Annotated in this window: 17 protein-coding genes; all 17 read left to right on the plus strand. The window is 38.2% G+C overall.

Features of this window, described 5'->3' with window-relative positions:
• Positions 1-3: 3 nt before the first annotated feature.
• The 17 genes from dapB (at position 4) to SFC47_RS11690 (ending at position 15,328) form a co-directional block, all read left to right on the plus strand.
• Positions 4-807, plus strand: a complete 804-nt coding sequence (gene dapB, locus SFC47_RS11610; protein ID WP_411254427.1) for a 4-hydroxy-tetrahydrodipicolinate reductase — start codon at positions 4-6, stop codon at positions 805-807.
• Between the two features lie 10 nt (positions 808-817).
• On the plus strand, positions 818-1,237 hold the full coding sequence (gene mgsA, locus SFC47_RS11615; protein WP_411254428.1) for a methylglyoxal synthase: 420 nt from the start codon (positions 818-820) through the stop codon (positions 1,235-1,237).
• Entirely contained in the window at positions 1,227-1,937 is a 711-nt protein-coding gene (gene bshB1, locus SFC47_RS11620) for a bacillithiol biosynthesis deacetylase BshB1 (protein ID WP_411254575.1), read from the plus strand. Before mgsA ends, bshB1 begins: the two co-directional genes overlap by 11 nt.
• Before the next feature lie 2 nt (positions 1,938-1,939).
• On the plus strand, positions 1,940-3,067 hold the full coding sequence (gene bshA / locus SFC47_RS11625; protein ID WP_411254429.1) for an N-acetyl-alpha-D-glucosaminyl L-malate synthase BshA: 1,128 nt from the start codon (positions 1,940-1,942) through the stop codon (positions 3,065-3,067).
• A gap of 11 nt (positions 3,068-3,078) precedes the next feature.
• On the plus strand, positions 3,079-4,278 hold the full coding sequence (locus SFC47_RS11630; protein ID WP_411254430.1) for a CCA tRNA nucleotidyltransferase: 1,200 nt from the start codon (positions 3,079-3,081) through the stop codon (positions 4,276-4,278).
• Positions 4,263-5,240: a biotin--[acetyl-CoA-carboxylase] ligase gene (locus SFC47_RS11635; protein ID WP_411254431.1), complete on the plus strand. Its 978-nt coding sequence runs from the start codon at positions 4,263-4,265 to the stop codon at positions 5,238-5,240. Before SFC47_RS11630 ends, SFC47_RS11635 begins: the two co-directional genes overlap by 16 nt.
• Before the next feature lie 259 nt (positions 5,241-5,499).
• Entirely contained in the window at positions 5,500-6,336 is an 837-nt protein-coding gene (panB, locus tag SFC47_RS11640) for a 3-methyl-2-oxobutanoate hydroxymethyltransferase (RefSeq protein WP_411254432.1), read from the plus strand.
• Positions 6,333-7,202: a pantoate--beta-alanine ligase gene (gene panC, locus SFC47_RS11645; protein WP_411254433.1), complete on the plus strand. Its 870-nt coding sequence runs from the start codon at positions 6,333-6,335 to the stop codon at positions 7,200-7,202. The genes panB and panC overlap by 4 nt, the downstream gene beginning before the upstream one ends.
• Positions 7,202-7,585, plus strand: coding sequence for an aspartate 1-decarboxylase (gene panD, locus SFC47_RS11650; protein WP_411254434.1), 384 nt, complete (start codon positions 7,202-7,204; stop codon positions 7,583-7,585). The genes panC and panD overlap by 1 nt, the downstream gene beginning before the upstream one ends.
• Before the next feature lie 127 nt (positions 7,586-7,712).
• Positions 7,713-10,520: an ATP-dependent DNA helicase DinG gene (gene dinG, locus SFC47_RS11655; RefSeq protein WP_411254435.1), complete on the plus strand. Its 2,808-nt coding sequence runs from the start codon at positions 7,713-7,715 to the stop codon at positions 10,518-10,520.
• 47 nt (positions 10,521-10,567) lie between these two features.
• A complete protein-coding gene (locus SFC47_RS11660) occupies positions 10,568-11,413 on the plus strand; it encodes a ComEC/Rec2 family competence protein (protein ID WP_411254436.1) in 846 nt (281 codons plus the stop codon).
• A gap of 34 nt (positions 11,414-11,447) precedes the next feature.
• Positions 11,448-11,618, plus strand: a complete 171-nt coding sequence (locus tag SFC47_RS11665; RefSeq protein WP_411254437.1) for a YpmA family protein — start codon at positions 11,448-11,450, stop codon at positions 11,616-11,618.
• Between the two features lie 42 nt (positions 11,619-11,660).
• A complete protein-coding gene (locus SFC47_RS11670; protein WP_411254438.1) occupies positions 11,661-12,134 on the plus strand; it encodes a cell wall elongation regulator TseB-like domain-containing protein in 474 nt (157 codons plus the stop codon).
• Between the two features lie 25 nt (positions 12,135-12,159).
• On the plus strand, positions 12,160-13,353 hold the full coding sequence (locus SFC47_RS11675) for a pyridoxal phosphate-dependent aminotransferase (protein ID WP_411254439.1): 1,194 nt from the start codon (positions 12,160-12,162) through the stop codon (positions 13,351-13,353).
• A gap of 127 nt (positions 13,354-13,480) precedes the next feature.
• Complete coding sequence (locus tag SFC47_RS11680) at positions 13,481-14,185, plus strand: DnaD domain-containing protein (RefSeq protein WP_411254440.1); 705 nt, start codon at positions 13,481-13,483, stop codon at positions 14,183-14,185.
• Positions 14,186-14,256: 71 nt separating this feature from the next.
• Positions 14,257-14,919, plus strand: a complete 663-nt coding sequence (gene nth, locus SFC47_RS11685) for an endonuclease III (protein ID WP_411254441.1) — start codon at positions 14,257-14,259, stop codon at positions 14,917-14,919.
• Positions 14,912-15,328 carry a YpoC family protein gene (locus SFC47_RS11690; RefSeq protein WP_411254442.1) on the plus strand — a complete coding sequence of 139 codons (417 nt, stop codon included), beginning with the start codon at positions 14,912-14,914 and terminating at the stop codon, positions 15,326-15,328. Before nth ends, SFC47_RS11690 begins: the two co-directional genes overlap by 8 nt.
• Positions 15,329-15,344: the final 16 nt, after the last annotated feature.

Consider the following 15,344-nt stretch of genomic DNA (forward strand, 5'->3'; position numbering starts at 1 on the left):
GGTATGGATAGTGTGAAAATTATAATTGCGGGACCTAGAGGACGGATGGGAAGCGAAGCCGTCAAAATGGTAAACAATACGGATCACTTTGAGTTAATGGCAGTAGTTGACCATAAATACGATGAACACATGTTAAGTGACTTAGATGGTTTTCATTCAATAAAAAATGTTCCTATGTATTCAACAATTGAGAAGTGCCTTGAAAATACTGAGTGTGATGTATTAATTGACCTTACTACACCTGAAGTGGGCATGCATCATGCTAGAACCGCACTTCAATATAACGTAAGACCTGTAGTGGGGACAACTGGTTTTACTAAAGCTGACCTAGAAGAACTGGAGCGTATTTGTAAGGAAAAGGAACTAGGATGCATCATAGCACCGAATTTCGCACTTGGTGCTGTGTTAATGATGAAGTTTTCACAAATGGCTGCCAAGTATTTTGCCGATATTGAAATTATTGAACTTCACCACGATCAAAAACTTGACGCTCCATCTGGGACAGCAGTAAAAACAGCAGAAATGATGGCAGCTGTAAGAGACGATAAACAACAGGGGCATCCGGATGAGAAAGAAACGATTCAAGGTGCCAGAGGAGCAGAATTTAATGGAATGCACATTCACTCAGTGAGACTGCCTGGCCTAGTAGCACATCAACAGGTTTTATTTGGTTCTGATGGTCAGACATTATCCATTCGCCATGATTCCTATAATCGCACCTCGTTTATGTCTGGTGTAAAAATAGCAGTAGAGACGGTAATGAAGCAGAATGATTTTGTGTATGGACTTGAAAATATTCTAGAATAGGAGTACTGCCATGAATATTGCCTTAATCGCACATGATAATAAAAAGAATGACCTTGTACAATTTGCAACAGCTTACCAAACGATCTTTAAAGAGCACACCCTCTTTGCAACAGGTACTACTGGTCTTAGAATACAAGAAGCAACAGGATTACCGATTACTAGATTTCAATCTGGCCCATTAGGCGGAGACCAGGAAATTGGAGCAATGATTGCACAAAATAAAATGGACGCGATCTTCTTTTTCAGAGATCCACTTACAGCACAGCCGCATGAACCAGATGTAACAGCACTCGTTCGCCTTTGTGACGTATACTCAATTCCTTTAGCAACGAATATGGGAACTGCTGAACTGCTGATTAGAGGCTTAGACGAAGGCTTTTTAGAATGGAGAAATATTGTTCATAAGAACGGTGAAAGTGATGAGCGATAGACCCTTACATATATTAGCATTTGGTGCCCATGCCGATGACGTAGAAATTGGCATGGGTGGAAGTATTGCAAAATTAACATCCAGAGGATATAGAATAGGTATTTGTGATTTAACCGAGGCGCAGCTTTCTTCAAACGGGACGATAGAGTTAAGGAAAGAGGAAGCTAAAAAAGCAGCTAAAATATTAGGAGTAACAGAGCGATTGTCACTTGCATTGCCAGATAGAGGCCTTTTTCTGCAGGAAGAATTCATTAGAAGAATTGCTTCTGTCATTAGAAAATATCAACCTCAAATTGTTTTTGCTCCTTATTTTGAAGACCGCCATCCTGATCATGGAAACTGCGCCCGCCTTGTGGAAGAGAGTGTCTTTTCGGCAGGTATCAGAAAATACCATACCGAGAGCAGCCAAACACCCCATAAGGTTTCAAAAGTGTATTTTTATATGATAAATGGCTTCCATAAACCAGATTTCACTATTGATATATCAAATACTATGGAATATAAAATATCAGCCTTAAGGGCCTATAAAAGCCAATTTGAGCAAACAGAAAATAGTGTTAAAACACCCCTGGTAAATGGATACATTGAAACCGTTGAGGCGAGGGAGAGACTATTTGGACAACAAGTTGGAGTTCAATATGCTGAAGGATTTAAATCAAAGGTGCCTATCCTCTTAGATCGTGACTTGATGGGAGATTGAAAATGAGGAAACTTAAAATTGGGATTACCTGTTATCCTACTGTTGGCGGCTCCGGAGTCGTGGCGACAGAATTAGGGAAAATGTTAGCTGAGAAGGGACATGAAATCCATTTTATCTCATCGAGCATGCCGTTTAGACTTAATAGGATGTATCATAATATTTTTTATCATCAGGTTGAAGTGAATCAATACTCCGTTTTTCAATATCCACCCTATGATATTGCTTTAGCAAGTAAAATGGCTGAGGTCGCTAATAGAGAAAACCTAGACATTCTTCATGTCCATTATGCGATTCCGCATGCGGTGTGTGCAATCTTGGCAAAGCAGATGTCTAAGGTGGATGTGAAAATTGTTACCACTCTGCATGGTACAGATATAACCGTTCTTGGGTACGATCCATCTCTGACGGAAGCTATTAAATTTGGAATTGAAAAATCTGATGTTGTAACAGCAGTTTCAAAATCCTTAATTGAGCAAACCGAAGAGCTCATTCAGCCAGACAAACAAATAGAAACGGTCTACAACTTTATTGATGAAAGAATTTATCAGAAGAGAGACGCCAATCATTTAAAGAAAGAATTTGGCATCAAAGAAAGTGAAAAAGTGGTCATCCATGTTTCTAATTTTCGAGCCGTGAAACGGGTTCTGGATGTCGTCAAAACGTTTGCGAAGATTTCCGCCCGTATGCCTGCAAAACTTTTGCTTGTAGGCGATGGGCCTGAAATGACACCTGTTTGCAGGCTTGTCAAAAAATTAGGATTAAAAGATAAAGTTCACCTGCTGGGTAAACAGGAAAATCTTGCTGAATTATACTCTATTAGTGATTTAAAGCTTTTATTATCTGAAAAAGAAAGCTTTGGACTGGTGGCTCTTGAGGCTATGGCCTGCGGTGTACCTTGTATCGGAACAAACGTCGGCGGTTTGCCCGAAGTAATTGAGCATGAAAAGACTGGATACATTTGTGAAATAGGGGATATAGACGATATTTCTGAGAAAGCCATCAGCCTTTTAAGTAATCAGCAGATTCATGAAGAATTTTCTAATAATGGATTATCTGTTGTGAAAACAAAATTTAGAGCACAACAAATTGTAGGAAAATATGAGCAATTATATTATAAGCTCTTAAACTAAGGGTGATTAGGATGAAGGAGCCTTTTTTAGCAGCTATACCAATTTTAGAAAGGATAGAGGCTGCTGGTTTTGAAGCATATTTTGTAGGGGGATCTGTCAGAGACTTCCTTTTAAATAAGGAAATTAACGATGTTGATATTGCCACCTCGGCAACCCCCGAAGAAATAAAACAGATTTTTTCGAAAACTGTTGATATTGGAATCGAGCACGGTACAGTTCTGGTATTACATCAGAACCAAGCCTATGAAATCACTACGTTTCGAAGTGAAGCCGATTACGAGGATTTTCGCAGACCTAAAGAGGTTGCATTTATTAGAAGCCTTACAGAAGATTTGCAGCGGAGAGATTTTACTATGAATGCCATTGCGATGGATAAGGCTGGTACCCTTATCGACCCATTTCAAGGTAAATGGGCAATTGAAAATCGAGTCATTCAAACTGTAGGAAAAGCAGAAGATCGATTTCAAGAGGATGCACTTAGAATGATGCGTGGTGTTCGTTTTGTTAGTCAACTTGCATTCAAAATTGAAGAAGAAACGCTAAGTGCTCTAAGAAAAATGGTACACTTGCTTGACCACATTGCTGTCGAACGGAAACAAACTGAATTCGATAAGCTGCTTAGTGGTATGAATCGTAAACAAGCTTTGAAATTAATACTGGAAACCAAAATCTACGCTCACCTCCCTGGCTTATCCAATCAAGAGGAAGGTATTGAAGAATTGTTACAGTATGAGCTTGAAAGGTTGAACACACGTGAGATGTGGGTATTGCTCTTATTCTGCCTAAAAGTAGAAAAAAAGGAAATAGAGGCTTTTCTTAGAGGCTGGCGAATCCCATTAAAGGAAATTAGGGATATTCAGCTTATTTTATATTACCTAATTAAGAGATTTGAAACCAACTGGTCTACATATGATTTGTATTCAGCAACGAAGGATATTTTTATATCGTCTGAAAAACTATATCTTGTTATAAGCGGTATAAGAAGTGAGGATAACATTCAGCATCTAATTCGGCTGTATGATGGGCTGCCAATAAAAGAACGCTCGGAGATGGACTTAACAGGAAGAGATTTACTTGAATGGTACAATAAAAGTGGTGGACCATGGGTGAAGGAACTGTTGTTTAAAGCTGAGCAAGCGGTAGTATATGGAAAAGTGCATAATAACAAAAAAAATATTAAGGAGTGGCTGATGGGGTGCAATCACAACTAAGAAAAGAATTACTCGACGCCTTTACCAATGCTGGAGATTCTTACTTATCCGGCCAGCATATAGCAGAGTTACTCGGCTGCACAAGGACAGCTGTGTGGAAGCATATTGAAGAGCTCCGAAAAGAAGGCTTTGAATTGGAAGCAGTGCGCCGGAAAGGCTATCGGATTGTAAAGACACCGGAAACGATAACGGCAGATGAATTGAGACTAGGATTAAAAACAAATTTTATTGGTAAAAACATCCACTATGAGGAAAGTGTAGAATCTACACAAAAGATTGCACACCGCCTGACGTATGAAGATGCACCTGAAGGGACAGTGGTTATTGCAGAAGAACAGCTGTCCGGACGCGGAAGAATGAATCGTAAATGGCATTCCCCTAAGTATACCGGCATATGGATGAGTATCATTCTTAGACCAAATATTCCACTTCCAAAAGCTCCTCAATTAACACTATTAGCAGCGGTGGCAATTGTTCAGGCGATCGAGGATATTACCGGGGTGCTTCCAGAAATAAAATGGCCCAATGACATCTTAATCAATGGAAAAAAAGTAACGGGAATTCTAACTGAACTTGAAGCAGAAGCCGATCGTATTAATTCAATAATTATTGGTATCGGAATGAATGTCAATCAAACAATAGAAGACTTTCCACCTGATCTAGAAAACATTGCAACCTCACTCTTCATTGAAAAAGGTGAAAAAGTATCACGTGCTGATGTAATTAAGGGCATTTTTATGAATCTGGAAAAATTGTATTTACTATATCTAGAAGAGGGATTCCTTCCTATTAAGCTTTTATGGGAAAGTTATGCGATTAGTATTGGCCGGAAAATTACCGCACGTACCCTTACCCATTCAATCGTAGGAAAAGCCCAAGGCATCACAGAAGACGGCGTCTTAATCATCGAAGACGATAATGGAAAAATACACCAAGTATACTCCGCTGATATAGAAATATAAAGAGTTAATTACGTCACGTAAAAATTCACTTGCGGTTTCTCTAGTTTTTTCTTATAATTCAAATTATGGGCGGTATCCTTCAAGAGCTGCACCTGAAACTATTTTTCATAATTTAAAAGGTTTCTGCCTAGATCCGTAGTACGGACCGGGACAGAGGGATAGAACATGTAAAAGAGTACCAAGATCCTCTGCCTTCAGAAGGATCTTTTTATTTGCTCTTTTTTAATCCCCTCTTCCTACTAAAAAGGAGGGAATGTTGATGAAGCAAAGTACAGATTTCTTGAAAATGAAAGAAAATAACGAAAAAATTGTCATGCTAACCGCATACGATTTTCCATCTGCAAAGCAGGCAGAACAAGCAGGAGTCGATTTAATCTTAGTTGGGGACTCTCTTGGGATGGTTGTGCTTGGGTATGATTCTACAGTACCTGTGACGATGGAAGATATGATTCATCACACAAAAGCAGTAAAGCGTGGAGCAAAAGACACTTTTATTGTCGTAGATATGCCATTCTTAACCTATCATTTATCTATTAAGGATACAATGCTAAATGCAGGCAGATTGATTCAGGAAACGGGTGCACATGCTGTAAAGCTAGAAGGAGCAGATGAAGTAATAGAAAAGATTTCAGCTCTTACTAAGGCAGGTATACCCGTTTGCAGCCATCTAGGGTTAACCCCTCAATCCGTCGGCGTATTAGGCGGTTATAAAGTCCAAGGAAAAGATGCAAAAGCGGCAATGAAACTGCTGGAAGACGCAAAAAAATGTGAGGAAGCAGGGGCTTTCGCGATTGTGCTTGAATGTGTACCAAAGCAGCTGGCTGAGGAAGTATCAAAACATGTTTCAATTCCTATTATTGGAATTGGAGCAGGAGCTGATGTAGATGGTCAAGTACTCGTCTATCATGATATTTTAGGTTATGGTGTGGAAAGAGTACCGAAGTTTGTAAAGCAATATTACAATCTTAATCCATTCATTATTGAATCCATACAAGCATATGTACAGGAAGTAAAAGCACAGCAATTTCCCGAAGATAAACACTCATTTACCATGAAAGAACGAGAGTTAAGCGGACTTTACGGAGGTATTAAATGAGAGTCATTACCACAATAAAGGAAATGCAGGCAGAAATATTAAAACAGAAATCTTCTTCAAAATCAATCGGGTTTGTGCCAACCATGGGATTTTTACATGAAGGTCATTTAACACTATTAAATAAAGCTAGATTAGAAAATGATTTGGTAGTTTTAAGTATCTTTGTGAATCCACTGCAATTTGGACCAACGGAAGATTTTGCATCCTATCCAAGAGATTTTGCCAGAGATCAATCATTGGCTGAATGTGAAGGGGTAGACATCATTTTTTATCCATCCGTGGAAGAAATGTATCACAAATCTACATCCGTTAGTGTAATCGTACAAGAACGTACGGATGTTTTGTGCGGGAAATCCAGGCCAGGTCATTTTGATGGTGTGGCTACTGTCCTAACAAAGCTATTTAATATTGTATTGCCAACAAGAGCTTATTTTGGAATTAAGGATGCCCAGCAAGTCGCAGTAGTGGAGGGATTAATTTCTGATTTTAATTTCCCAATTGAGATCATTCCTGTAGACATTGTCCGTGAGGAAGATGGACTTGCAAAAAGCTCTCGTAATGTAAATCTACTGCCTGAGGAGAGGACACAGGCTGTCGTACTTTATAAAAGCCTGACTGCCGCAAAAGAGGCCATAGAGGGAGGAGAAAGGAATCCTGTTACCATTAAGGAACTAATTTCTAACATGATTCGTTCAGAGACCCAAGGACAAATTGATTATATAGAAATCTACTCATATCCTCAATTAAAAGAAATTGAGAATTTAGAAGGCACATGTATCATTGCGCTTGCTGTTAAATTTTCAAAGGTTCGATTAATCGATAATATCATCTTACATGTTAGTCAGAAAGTTGGAGGAGAAAAATAATGTTTCGGAACATGATGAATGGGAAAATCCACCGTGCTACGGTAACGGAGGCGAATCTTAACTACGTAGGCAGTATTACTATAGATGAGGATTTACTTGATGCTGTGGGCATGATTGCAAATGAAAAGGTGCAAATTGTTAATAATAATAATGGGGCCAGACTTGAAACCTATATCATTCCTGGAGAAAGAGGCAGCGGTGTTGTTTGTTTAAATGGTGCTGCTGCTCGGCTGGTTCAAAAAGGTGATATTGTTATTATTATTTCTTATTGCTTAGTTCCTGAAGATAAGGTTCAATATCACCAGCCAAAAGTGGCTATTATGGATGAAAATAACAAAATCAAAGAAATGATTAATGCTGAACCTGCATTAACCATTATGTAACGAATCCCCTCTACCCGGGGATTTTTTCTTTTTTTATGATAATTTTATATACTGTACGTATGGTTTTCTTTTTCTTTTAGGCTATTTTGTGATACCGTTTGAATGAAGGTATGAGGTGTTAGATAGAATGGTAAATAAATTTGTTGTGGTGGATTTGGAAACTACAGGAAATAATCCCAAAAAAGGGGATAAAATAATTCAATTTGCTGCTGTGGTTATAGAAGATGGGAAAATCACTGATAGTTTCTCATCACTAATTAATCCCGATAGGTCAATCCCTGCTTTTATTGAAGAGTTAACGCACATTGACGATGAGATGGTAAAGGGCTCACCATTATTTGCAGAAATAGCGCATAAGGTTAACTCATTGTTAGAAGGTGCTTATTTCGTTGCTCATAATGTTTTATTTGATTTGTCATTCTTACAGGAAGAATTAATTCAAGCAGGCTTTGAAGGGTTCTATGGCTCAGTCCTTGATACTGTAGAAATGGCAAGAATTATCTTTCCTACAGCAGACGGCTATAAGCTTTCAGACTTAGCGGTTAGAGAGGACTTGCAGCATGACCGTCCGCATCAGGCGGATAGTGATGCACAGGTTACGGCGGAACTTTTTCTTATTCTTGTAAATCGGCTATCTCAATTACCATTAGTGACTCTCAATCAGCTTTCTCAGCTCTCGGGAGGGCTTAAAAGCGATTTACAGCAATTAATCGATGAAATCATTTTAAACATAGATCCAAGCAGTCAAAAATGGAATGAACGCCTTGAAATATGTAATTCACTTGCCCTGAAAAAAACTCAAAATCATTCATCATCTGCCAGCAGGGAATATAAAGGTGATTTTCAATTTCCACTAAGTGAAGAAGAAAAAACAAAGATGGTTAAAAAGGCTTTTACAGCTTATGAAAAGAGAATCGGACAATTTCAAATGATGGATGGAGTACACCAGGCATTCCATTCTAAAAGGCATACACTCATTGAGGCGGGTACGGGTGTAGGGAAATCGCTGGGATATCTGCTTCCTATTGCGTATTTTGCAAAAGAAAACAGGCAGCCTGTCGTGGTAAGTACCCACACCATTCAGCTTCAAGAGCAAATTATCCAAAATGAGATTCCTTTATTAACCAAAATTCTTCCTTTTGAGGTAAAGGCTGTTCTGTTAAAAGGAAGAAACCATTATATAAGTTTAGAGAAATTTGCATTGTCCTTATTGGAGGAAAATGATAATTACGATACGACATTAACAAAAATGCAAATCCTTGTATGGCTGACGGAAACAAATACAGGAGATCGTGATGAACTGAACCTCTCCAGCGGCGGAACTATTTTTTGGAATAAAATTAAAAATGAACAAACCATGTTTGCGATGAGTAAACTTTGGCAGGAGAAGGATTTTTATTTACGTGCAAAGAACGAGGCAGAGACTGCCGATATTATCATTACTAATCATTCTCTCTTATTGAGTAATCTTTCTGCAGAAAAAAACTTTTTCCCAAACTTTGACTATGTTGTCATCGATGAAGCACATCATTTTGATAAGGTTGCAAGCCAATACTTTGGCCGTACCTTAGATTACCTGACGACACGGTTGCTGCTAAGTCAATTTGGCCAGGATGACCAGCGGCTGTTATTCCATGAATTAGAATTGATTCTGGATTCTCTCAAAGTGAACAAGGAAGCATTAACGTCTGCCATAAAAATGAACCAGTTAACAGCAGACATGTCCTATGAAATGGACGAATTCTTTAAGCTTACGGCTCTTTATGCAAAATCAAGTTCTCCTGAGAGAAGAGGATTAAATCGGGCAAAAGTACGGTTTTCACGTGATAAAGGTGGCAAAGAAAAAACAGCACTAATCCATAGTGCAGAGAGGTTTGCCTTTCTTATTAAAGATTTACAGCGTGCAATAAGTGAACGATTAGACATCGTTAAGAATTATAAAGAAAATCTAACTAGTAAGCAAAAAGGAAAAATGGAAGAAATTATCTCCTTTTGTAACGATCTAGAAGAACTAAGAAACAGTGTTCAGGATTGCTTTATTAGAGAATCTAATGATGTGAAATGGATTGAGATTGATTTTCGCTCACAACAGAATGTAACCACTTTTTATGCCCAGCCGGCATTCGTTGCGGCATCACTAAAGGAAAAGTTTTTCAGTGTTAAAAAAGGGGTTGTTTTAACATCTGCTACCCTTACAATTAACAATTCGTTTGATTACATGATGAATGAATTTGGGCTCGCCAAAGAGAGTGCAGAGACAATGATGATTCCTTCTCCCTTTGATTATAAAAATCAGGTGAAACTGTTAATTCCTGAAGATTTACCAGAAGTGAATGCAACTGGTCTGGAGGATTACGTCATTGCGATTACAGAGCATATCATCACGGTCGCTGAGGCAACAAAGGGGAGAATGTTGATTCTCTTTACGGCTCATGACATGTTAAAGAAAACATATGAGCTTATTAAAGAAAGTGGATTCCTTAGTGACTTTGCAATGATTGCACAGGGGATTACAAGCGGCAGCCGCTCTAGATTAACAAGAAATTTCAAACGGTATGAGAAAGCCATTTTACTAGGGACAAGCAGCTTCTGGGAGGGAGTCGATATCCCTGGTGAAGACCTATCCTGTTTAGTGATAGTTAGATTGCCATTTAGCCCCCCAGATGAGCCGCTGACGGAAGCAAAGTGCCAAATAATAAAGCAGCAGGGTGGAAATGCTTTTATGGAGTATTCATTACCTGAAGCGATTCTCAGATTTAAACAGGGCTTTGGGCGGTTAATCCGCAGTGATAAAGACAGGGGAATTATGATGGTTTTTGATAAAAGGATTATTACTGCAAAATATGGTAAGGATTTCTTGAAGTCAATACCGCCTGTACCGATGAAAAGGGGAAATATTGACGAATTAGTCGAAATTATTTATAAATGGCTATAATGAAATTGGGAAAAATTACACATCCTAATAGTATGGGAGGTATGTGTATGAGAAAATTATTACTTACGGCAGCAATCTTTTTCCAGCTAACTTCAATTGGCAGTGCCTCTTCTTATGAATATGGTAATGTTGAAAGTATTGATATGAATTTGAAGGACCATGAAATGGCTGTCACTTACTTGGGCCTTGGTGACGGAGAAGCAACCCTTATTCAAGGATCCAATGGTGAAAATATATTGGTTAATACGGGTGGGGAAGAAACCATTGATGAATTACGGGAAGTTCTTAAAACTTACGGGGTTAAAGAAATTTCTACACTAATCATTACAAACACTCAGAATTTTTTTCTTGACCAATTAACACAAATCGTTTCAAAATATAAGGTAAAGCAATTGATTGCAACGACAGAAATAACAAGGGAAATAACGAATTCTTTTAAGGATGTTAAAGTAATCCCGTGGGTAGAGGGTACTAATCAAGTTTTATTCCCAGACCTATCTGCAGAGGTTTTATATGCAGGGAAAGAAACAAATGAAGGAATTGATTTTACGCTGCAATTTTTTAAGCATCGTCTATTTCTAATGACTTCGTCAAGTCAGCAGGTAGAAGAGAAGTTACTAAATAAAAATCTAGATGATGTTACTATATTTAAAGTGCCAAACTGGGCCAAGGAAGATTCGTTATCGGAAAGGTTAATTCAACATGTTAATCCACAGATTTCAATTCTATTTGAGTCAGAACAATATCAGCCTGACCCTGATATCATCTATGACCTTCAAGATACATGGTCTGAAGTCTTCTTTACAAAAAAGCATGGTACCATAACGATAAAATTTACTGAAAATAACTATGAAGTATTCACCTTTCCAGTAGAAAAGGAAGACTATAGCTGATATTATTGCTTTAAAGAGATAAAGGAGGAATACAATGGAATCAAAAATAGAGATCCTCTCAACTGTTAAACTTCAGCATAGTCCTGAACTTTACAAAATTGTTGACGCCCTAAATCGAACATTAAAACAAAAGGACTTAATGTTTGGATTAGCACTTGATCAAGAAGATCAAGAGAAAGCGGTATTTACCATATATCGTACATAAAAGATGTAAAGCCGAGCCGCAGCTCGAAAGAAGTGGAGTACAATGAAAAAAATTATCTTATCTATAGTAATATTTATTGTCATTTGTGTTGGTGTTTTTATTAAAGTATATGCAGGTGCCCAAGAACCTTTAAAAACGGCAGAAGAAAAAGCTGTTACCTTAGCAAAGGAAAAGGTTGAGCTGAACAGTGTGGAGGATTTTCATATTTATCATGGAACAGAGACTGTCCATGTTTTAGAGGGGAAAAATAAAAAAGGTGAAAATATTATCGTTTGGATCCCCGAGAAAAGTAAAAAAGTGATGTGGGATAAACGTAAAAACGGTATTTCAAAAGAAGATGCCGTACAACGGCTGTTGGAAGAAAAAAATCCCCAAAAAATTATTTCAGTTAGATTAGGGATGGAAAATAATATACCATTATGGGAAATTTATTACCGTTCTGAAAATAATTTAATAAATTATTATTATGTACATTTTAAAACAGGTGAATGGTTAAAAAAAATCGAAAATTTATAGCGATATGGGAGCAGGAGGAGTAGAAATGGCAGTGAAATTAGCAAACAGAGTTTTGGCGCTGACACCATCAACAACATTAGCGATCACAGCAAAAGCGAAAGAATTAAAAGAACAAGGTGTAGACGTAATTGGGTTAGGTGCAGGTGAACCTGATTATAATACTCCGCAGCATATTCTGGATGCAGCCGTACAATCTATGAATGAAGGACATACAAAATATACGCCTTCTGCAGGCTTGCCAGCTTTAAAAAGTGCAATCATTAAAAAGTTAGAAAGAGACCAAGGGCTAACCTATAAACCAAATGAAATTATCGTAGGGAACGGGGCCAAACATGTTTTATATACGCTTTTTCAAGTTCTTTTAAATGAAGGTGACGAAGTTATTATCCCAACTCCTTATTGGGTCAGTTATCCTGAACAAGTTAAATTAGCCGGCGGTGTACCGGTGTATGTGGAGGGATATGAGTCACAGCAATTTAAGATAACTCCTCAGCAATTAGAATCGGTGATTACGGAGAGAACAAGAGCCATCATTATTAATTCCCCTAGTAATCCGACGGGTGTAATTTATTCCGCTGAAGAGCTGGAGGAATTAGGGAAATTGTGTCTTGAAAGAAATATATTAATTGTTTCGGATGAAATTTATGAAAAGCTCATTTATGGTCAACATAAACATGTATCCATAGCACAATTGTCCTCAAGCTTAAAGGAGCAGACAATTGTCATTAATGGTGTTTCGAAATCACACTCGATGACTGGCTGGCGTATTGGTTATGCTGCGGGGAATAAAGAGGTTATTGAGGCGATGACAAACCTGGCTAGTCATAGTACATCCAATCCGACAACAACGGCTCAGTACGCCTCTATTGCAGCCTATAACGGTCCGCAAGAGCCTGTTGAAGAGATGCGCCAGGCCTTTGAACACCGCTTAGAAGTTATATATAATAGACTAACTGCAATTCCAGGATTCACCTGTGTGAAGCCTCAAGGTGCATTCTATCTATATCCAAATGTGAAAGCAGCAGCAGAATTAACAGGATATCAGGATGTAGATGCATTCGTTGAAGCCCTTCTGGTAGAAGCAAAGGTTGCCGTAATCCCTGGCTCAGGTTTTGGTACACCGGACAATATCCGTCTTTCCTACGCAACCTCTCTCGACTTATTAGAAGAAGCAGTTGCTAGAATGAAGGAATTTGTTGAAACAAAGCGTCAAGGCTAAAATATTGGCTTTTCAATAAAAAGTCTGCAATTGCAGGCTTTTTGCTTTTCTTATAATATCTGGATATTTCAAGCCTCTTACTGTAAGATGCTGTTCATGTTATACTAAGCAGGAGGTGTCGCGAAAAATGAAAACAAATATATTATCATGGCTCAAGGAAGGTAATATAACGGTTCCTGCTTTATTATTTTCAGAGTACCGTAATATGAATCTAAATGAATATGAACTTGTTCTATTATTAAATATTATTACTTTTATAGAAAAGGGAAATGACTTTCCCACGCCAGAAGAGCTCTCATCTCGGATGACAATTACCGTTTCAGAATGTAACGAAATGCTGCGAAGATTAATCCAAAAAGGCTTTCTACACATAATAGATGAATACTCTCAAGAAGGAATCAGGTTTGAGAAATATTCTCTAGAATCTTTATGGGAAAAACTGGTAGAACAATTTATACTTAAAACAAAACAAACAGAAGAGGTCACTAAGAAGGCGGATGAAAGTGATCTTTATACATGCTTTGAAAAGGAATTTGGAAGACCGTTATCACCGTTTGAGTGTGAATCATTAGCCATGTGGATGGATGATGACCATCACGATCCTATTATTATTAAGGCGGCATTACGAGAATCAGTCATGTCGGGAAAGCTAAATTTCCGCTATATTGACAGGATTCTTTTTGAATGGAAAAAGAATGGTATAAAGACGATTGAACAGGCGAAGAACCATGGACGGAAGTTTCGTCAAAAACAAACGCCAAGTAGACCCGCTCAAGATTCCCAAGCCTCTAACTCCAATTCCGTTCCCTTTTACAATTGGCTCGAACAATAAAACTACTAAACGAGAGAGGATGTTCTCTCGTTTGTTTCCATTTCTAAAACTAACTGGCAGGTGAAATTACTTTGTTAAACAATACGCAAATTCGTTACTGTTTAGATCAAATGGGTGAAATGTATCCGGATGCTCATTGCGAACTAGTCCATTCAAATCCTTTTGAACTGGTTATTGCGGTTGCATTGTCCGCGCAATGTACGGATGTCCTTGTAAATAAGGTTACAAAGGAATTATTTAAGAAATACAAAACACCAGAGGATTATTTAGCGGTAACTCTAGAGGAATTGCAAAATGATATTCGCTCGATTGGACTTTATAGAAATAAAGCAAAGAATATCCAGAGTCTGGCACGTATGCTGTTGGAGGAATATGACGGCGAGGTGCCAAGGGATCGTGATGAATTAACGAAACTTCCCGGTGTTGGGAGAAAAACGGCAAATGTTGTGGTCTCCGTGGCTTTTAATATTCCTGCTATTGCGGTAGATACTCATGTTGAAAGAGTAAGTAAGCGGCTGGGGATTTGCCGCTGGAAGGATTCTGTGCTCGAAGTAGAAAAAACATTAATGAAAAAGGTACCGAAAGATGAGTGGTCTGATACCCATCACCGATTAATTTTCTTTGGCCGCTACCATTGTAAAGCACAAAACCCACAATGCCCAACCTGTCCATTATTAGACCTGTGCAGGGAAGGGAAGAAGAGAATGAAGGGCAGGGAAGCCGTGAATGGATAATCAACCATTAATCTCTTTACTAGAAGAACTAGACTTAGTGGTTCCGTATGAAACTGAAAATGAAGTCACTTCATTCCTTCTTACACAATGGAAGCTGCTAAAGGAAGAACTTGAGACTCTATATCGTAATCGAGATCAGAAAACAACAAAAGAGGGGATGAAAAAAGGGATTGGTTTGTTTATCCATTTCTTATATTGGTCCAATGATATTCAAATTAAGAGTAATGCACTTAAGCCATTGGACAGCCTGGATTTGAAACCAGTCAATCTTGATGAAAGATTAGGCTTTGTCGTTAGGCGGCCTAACCTATTTCATTCCTACCGTCAGCTATCCGAGTTGATGACAGAGCAAGAAAAAATATTGGCAAAGAAAAATATTGTAAAAAAGCGTCTAGACCTAAAGGGCTAGACGCTTTTTTGTGTGT

Source organism: Neobacillus niacini (genome assembly GCF_046591715.1).
In the GTDB taxonomy this organism is placed as follows: domain Bacteria; phylum Bacillota; class Bacilli; order Bacillales; family Cytobacillaceae; genus Neobacillus; species Neobacillus niacini_L.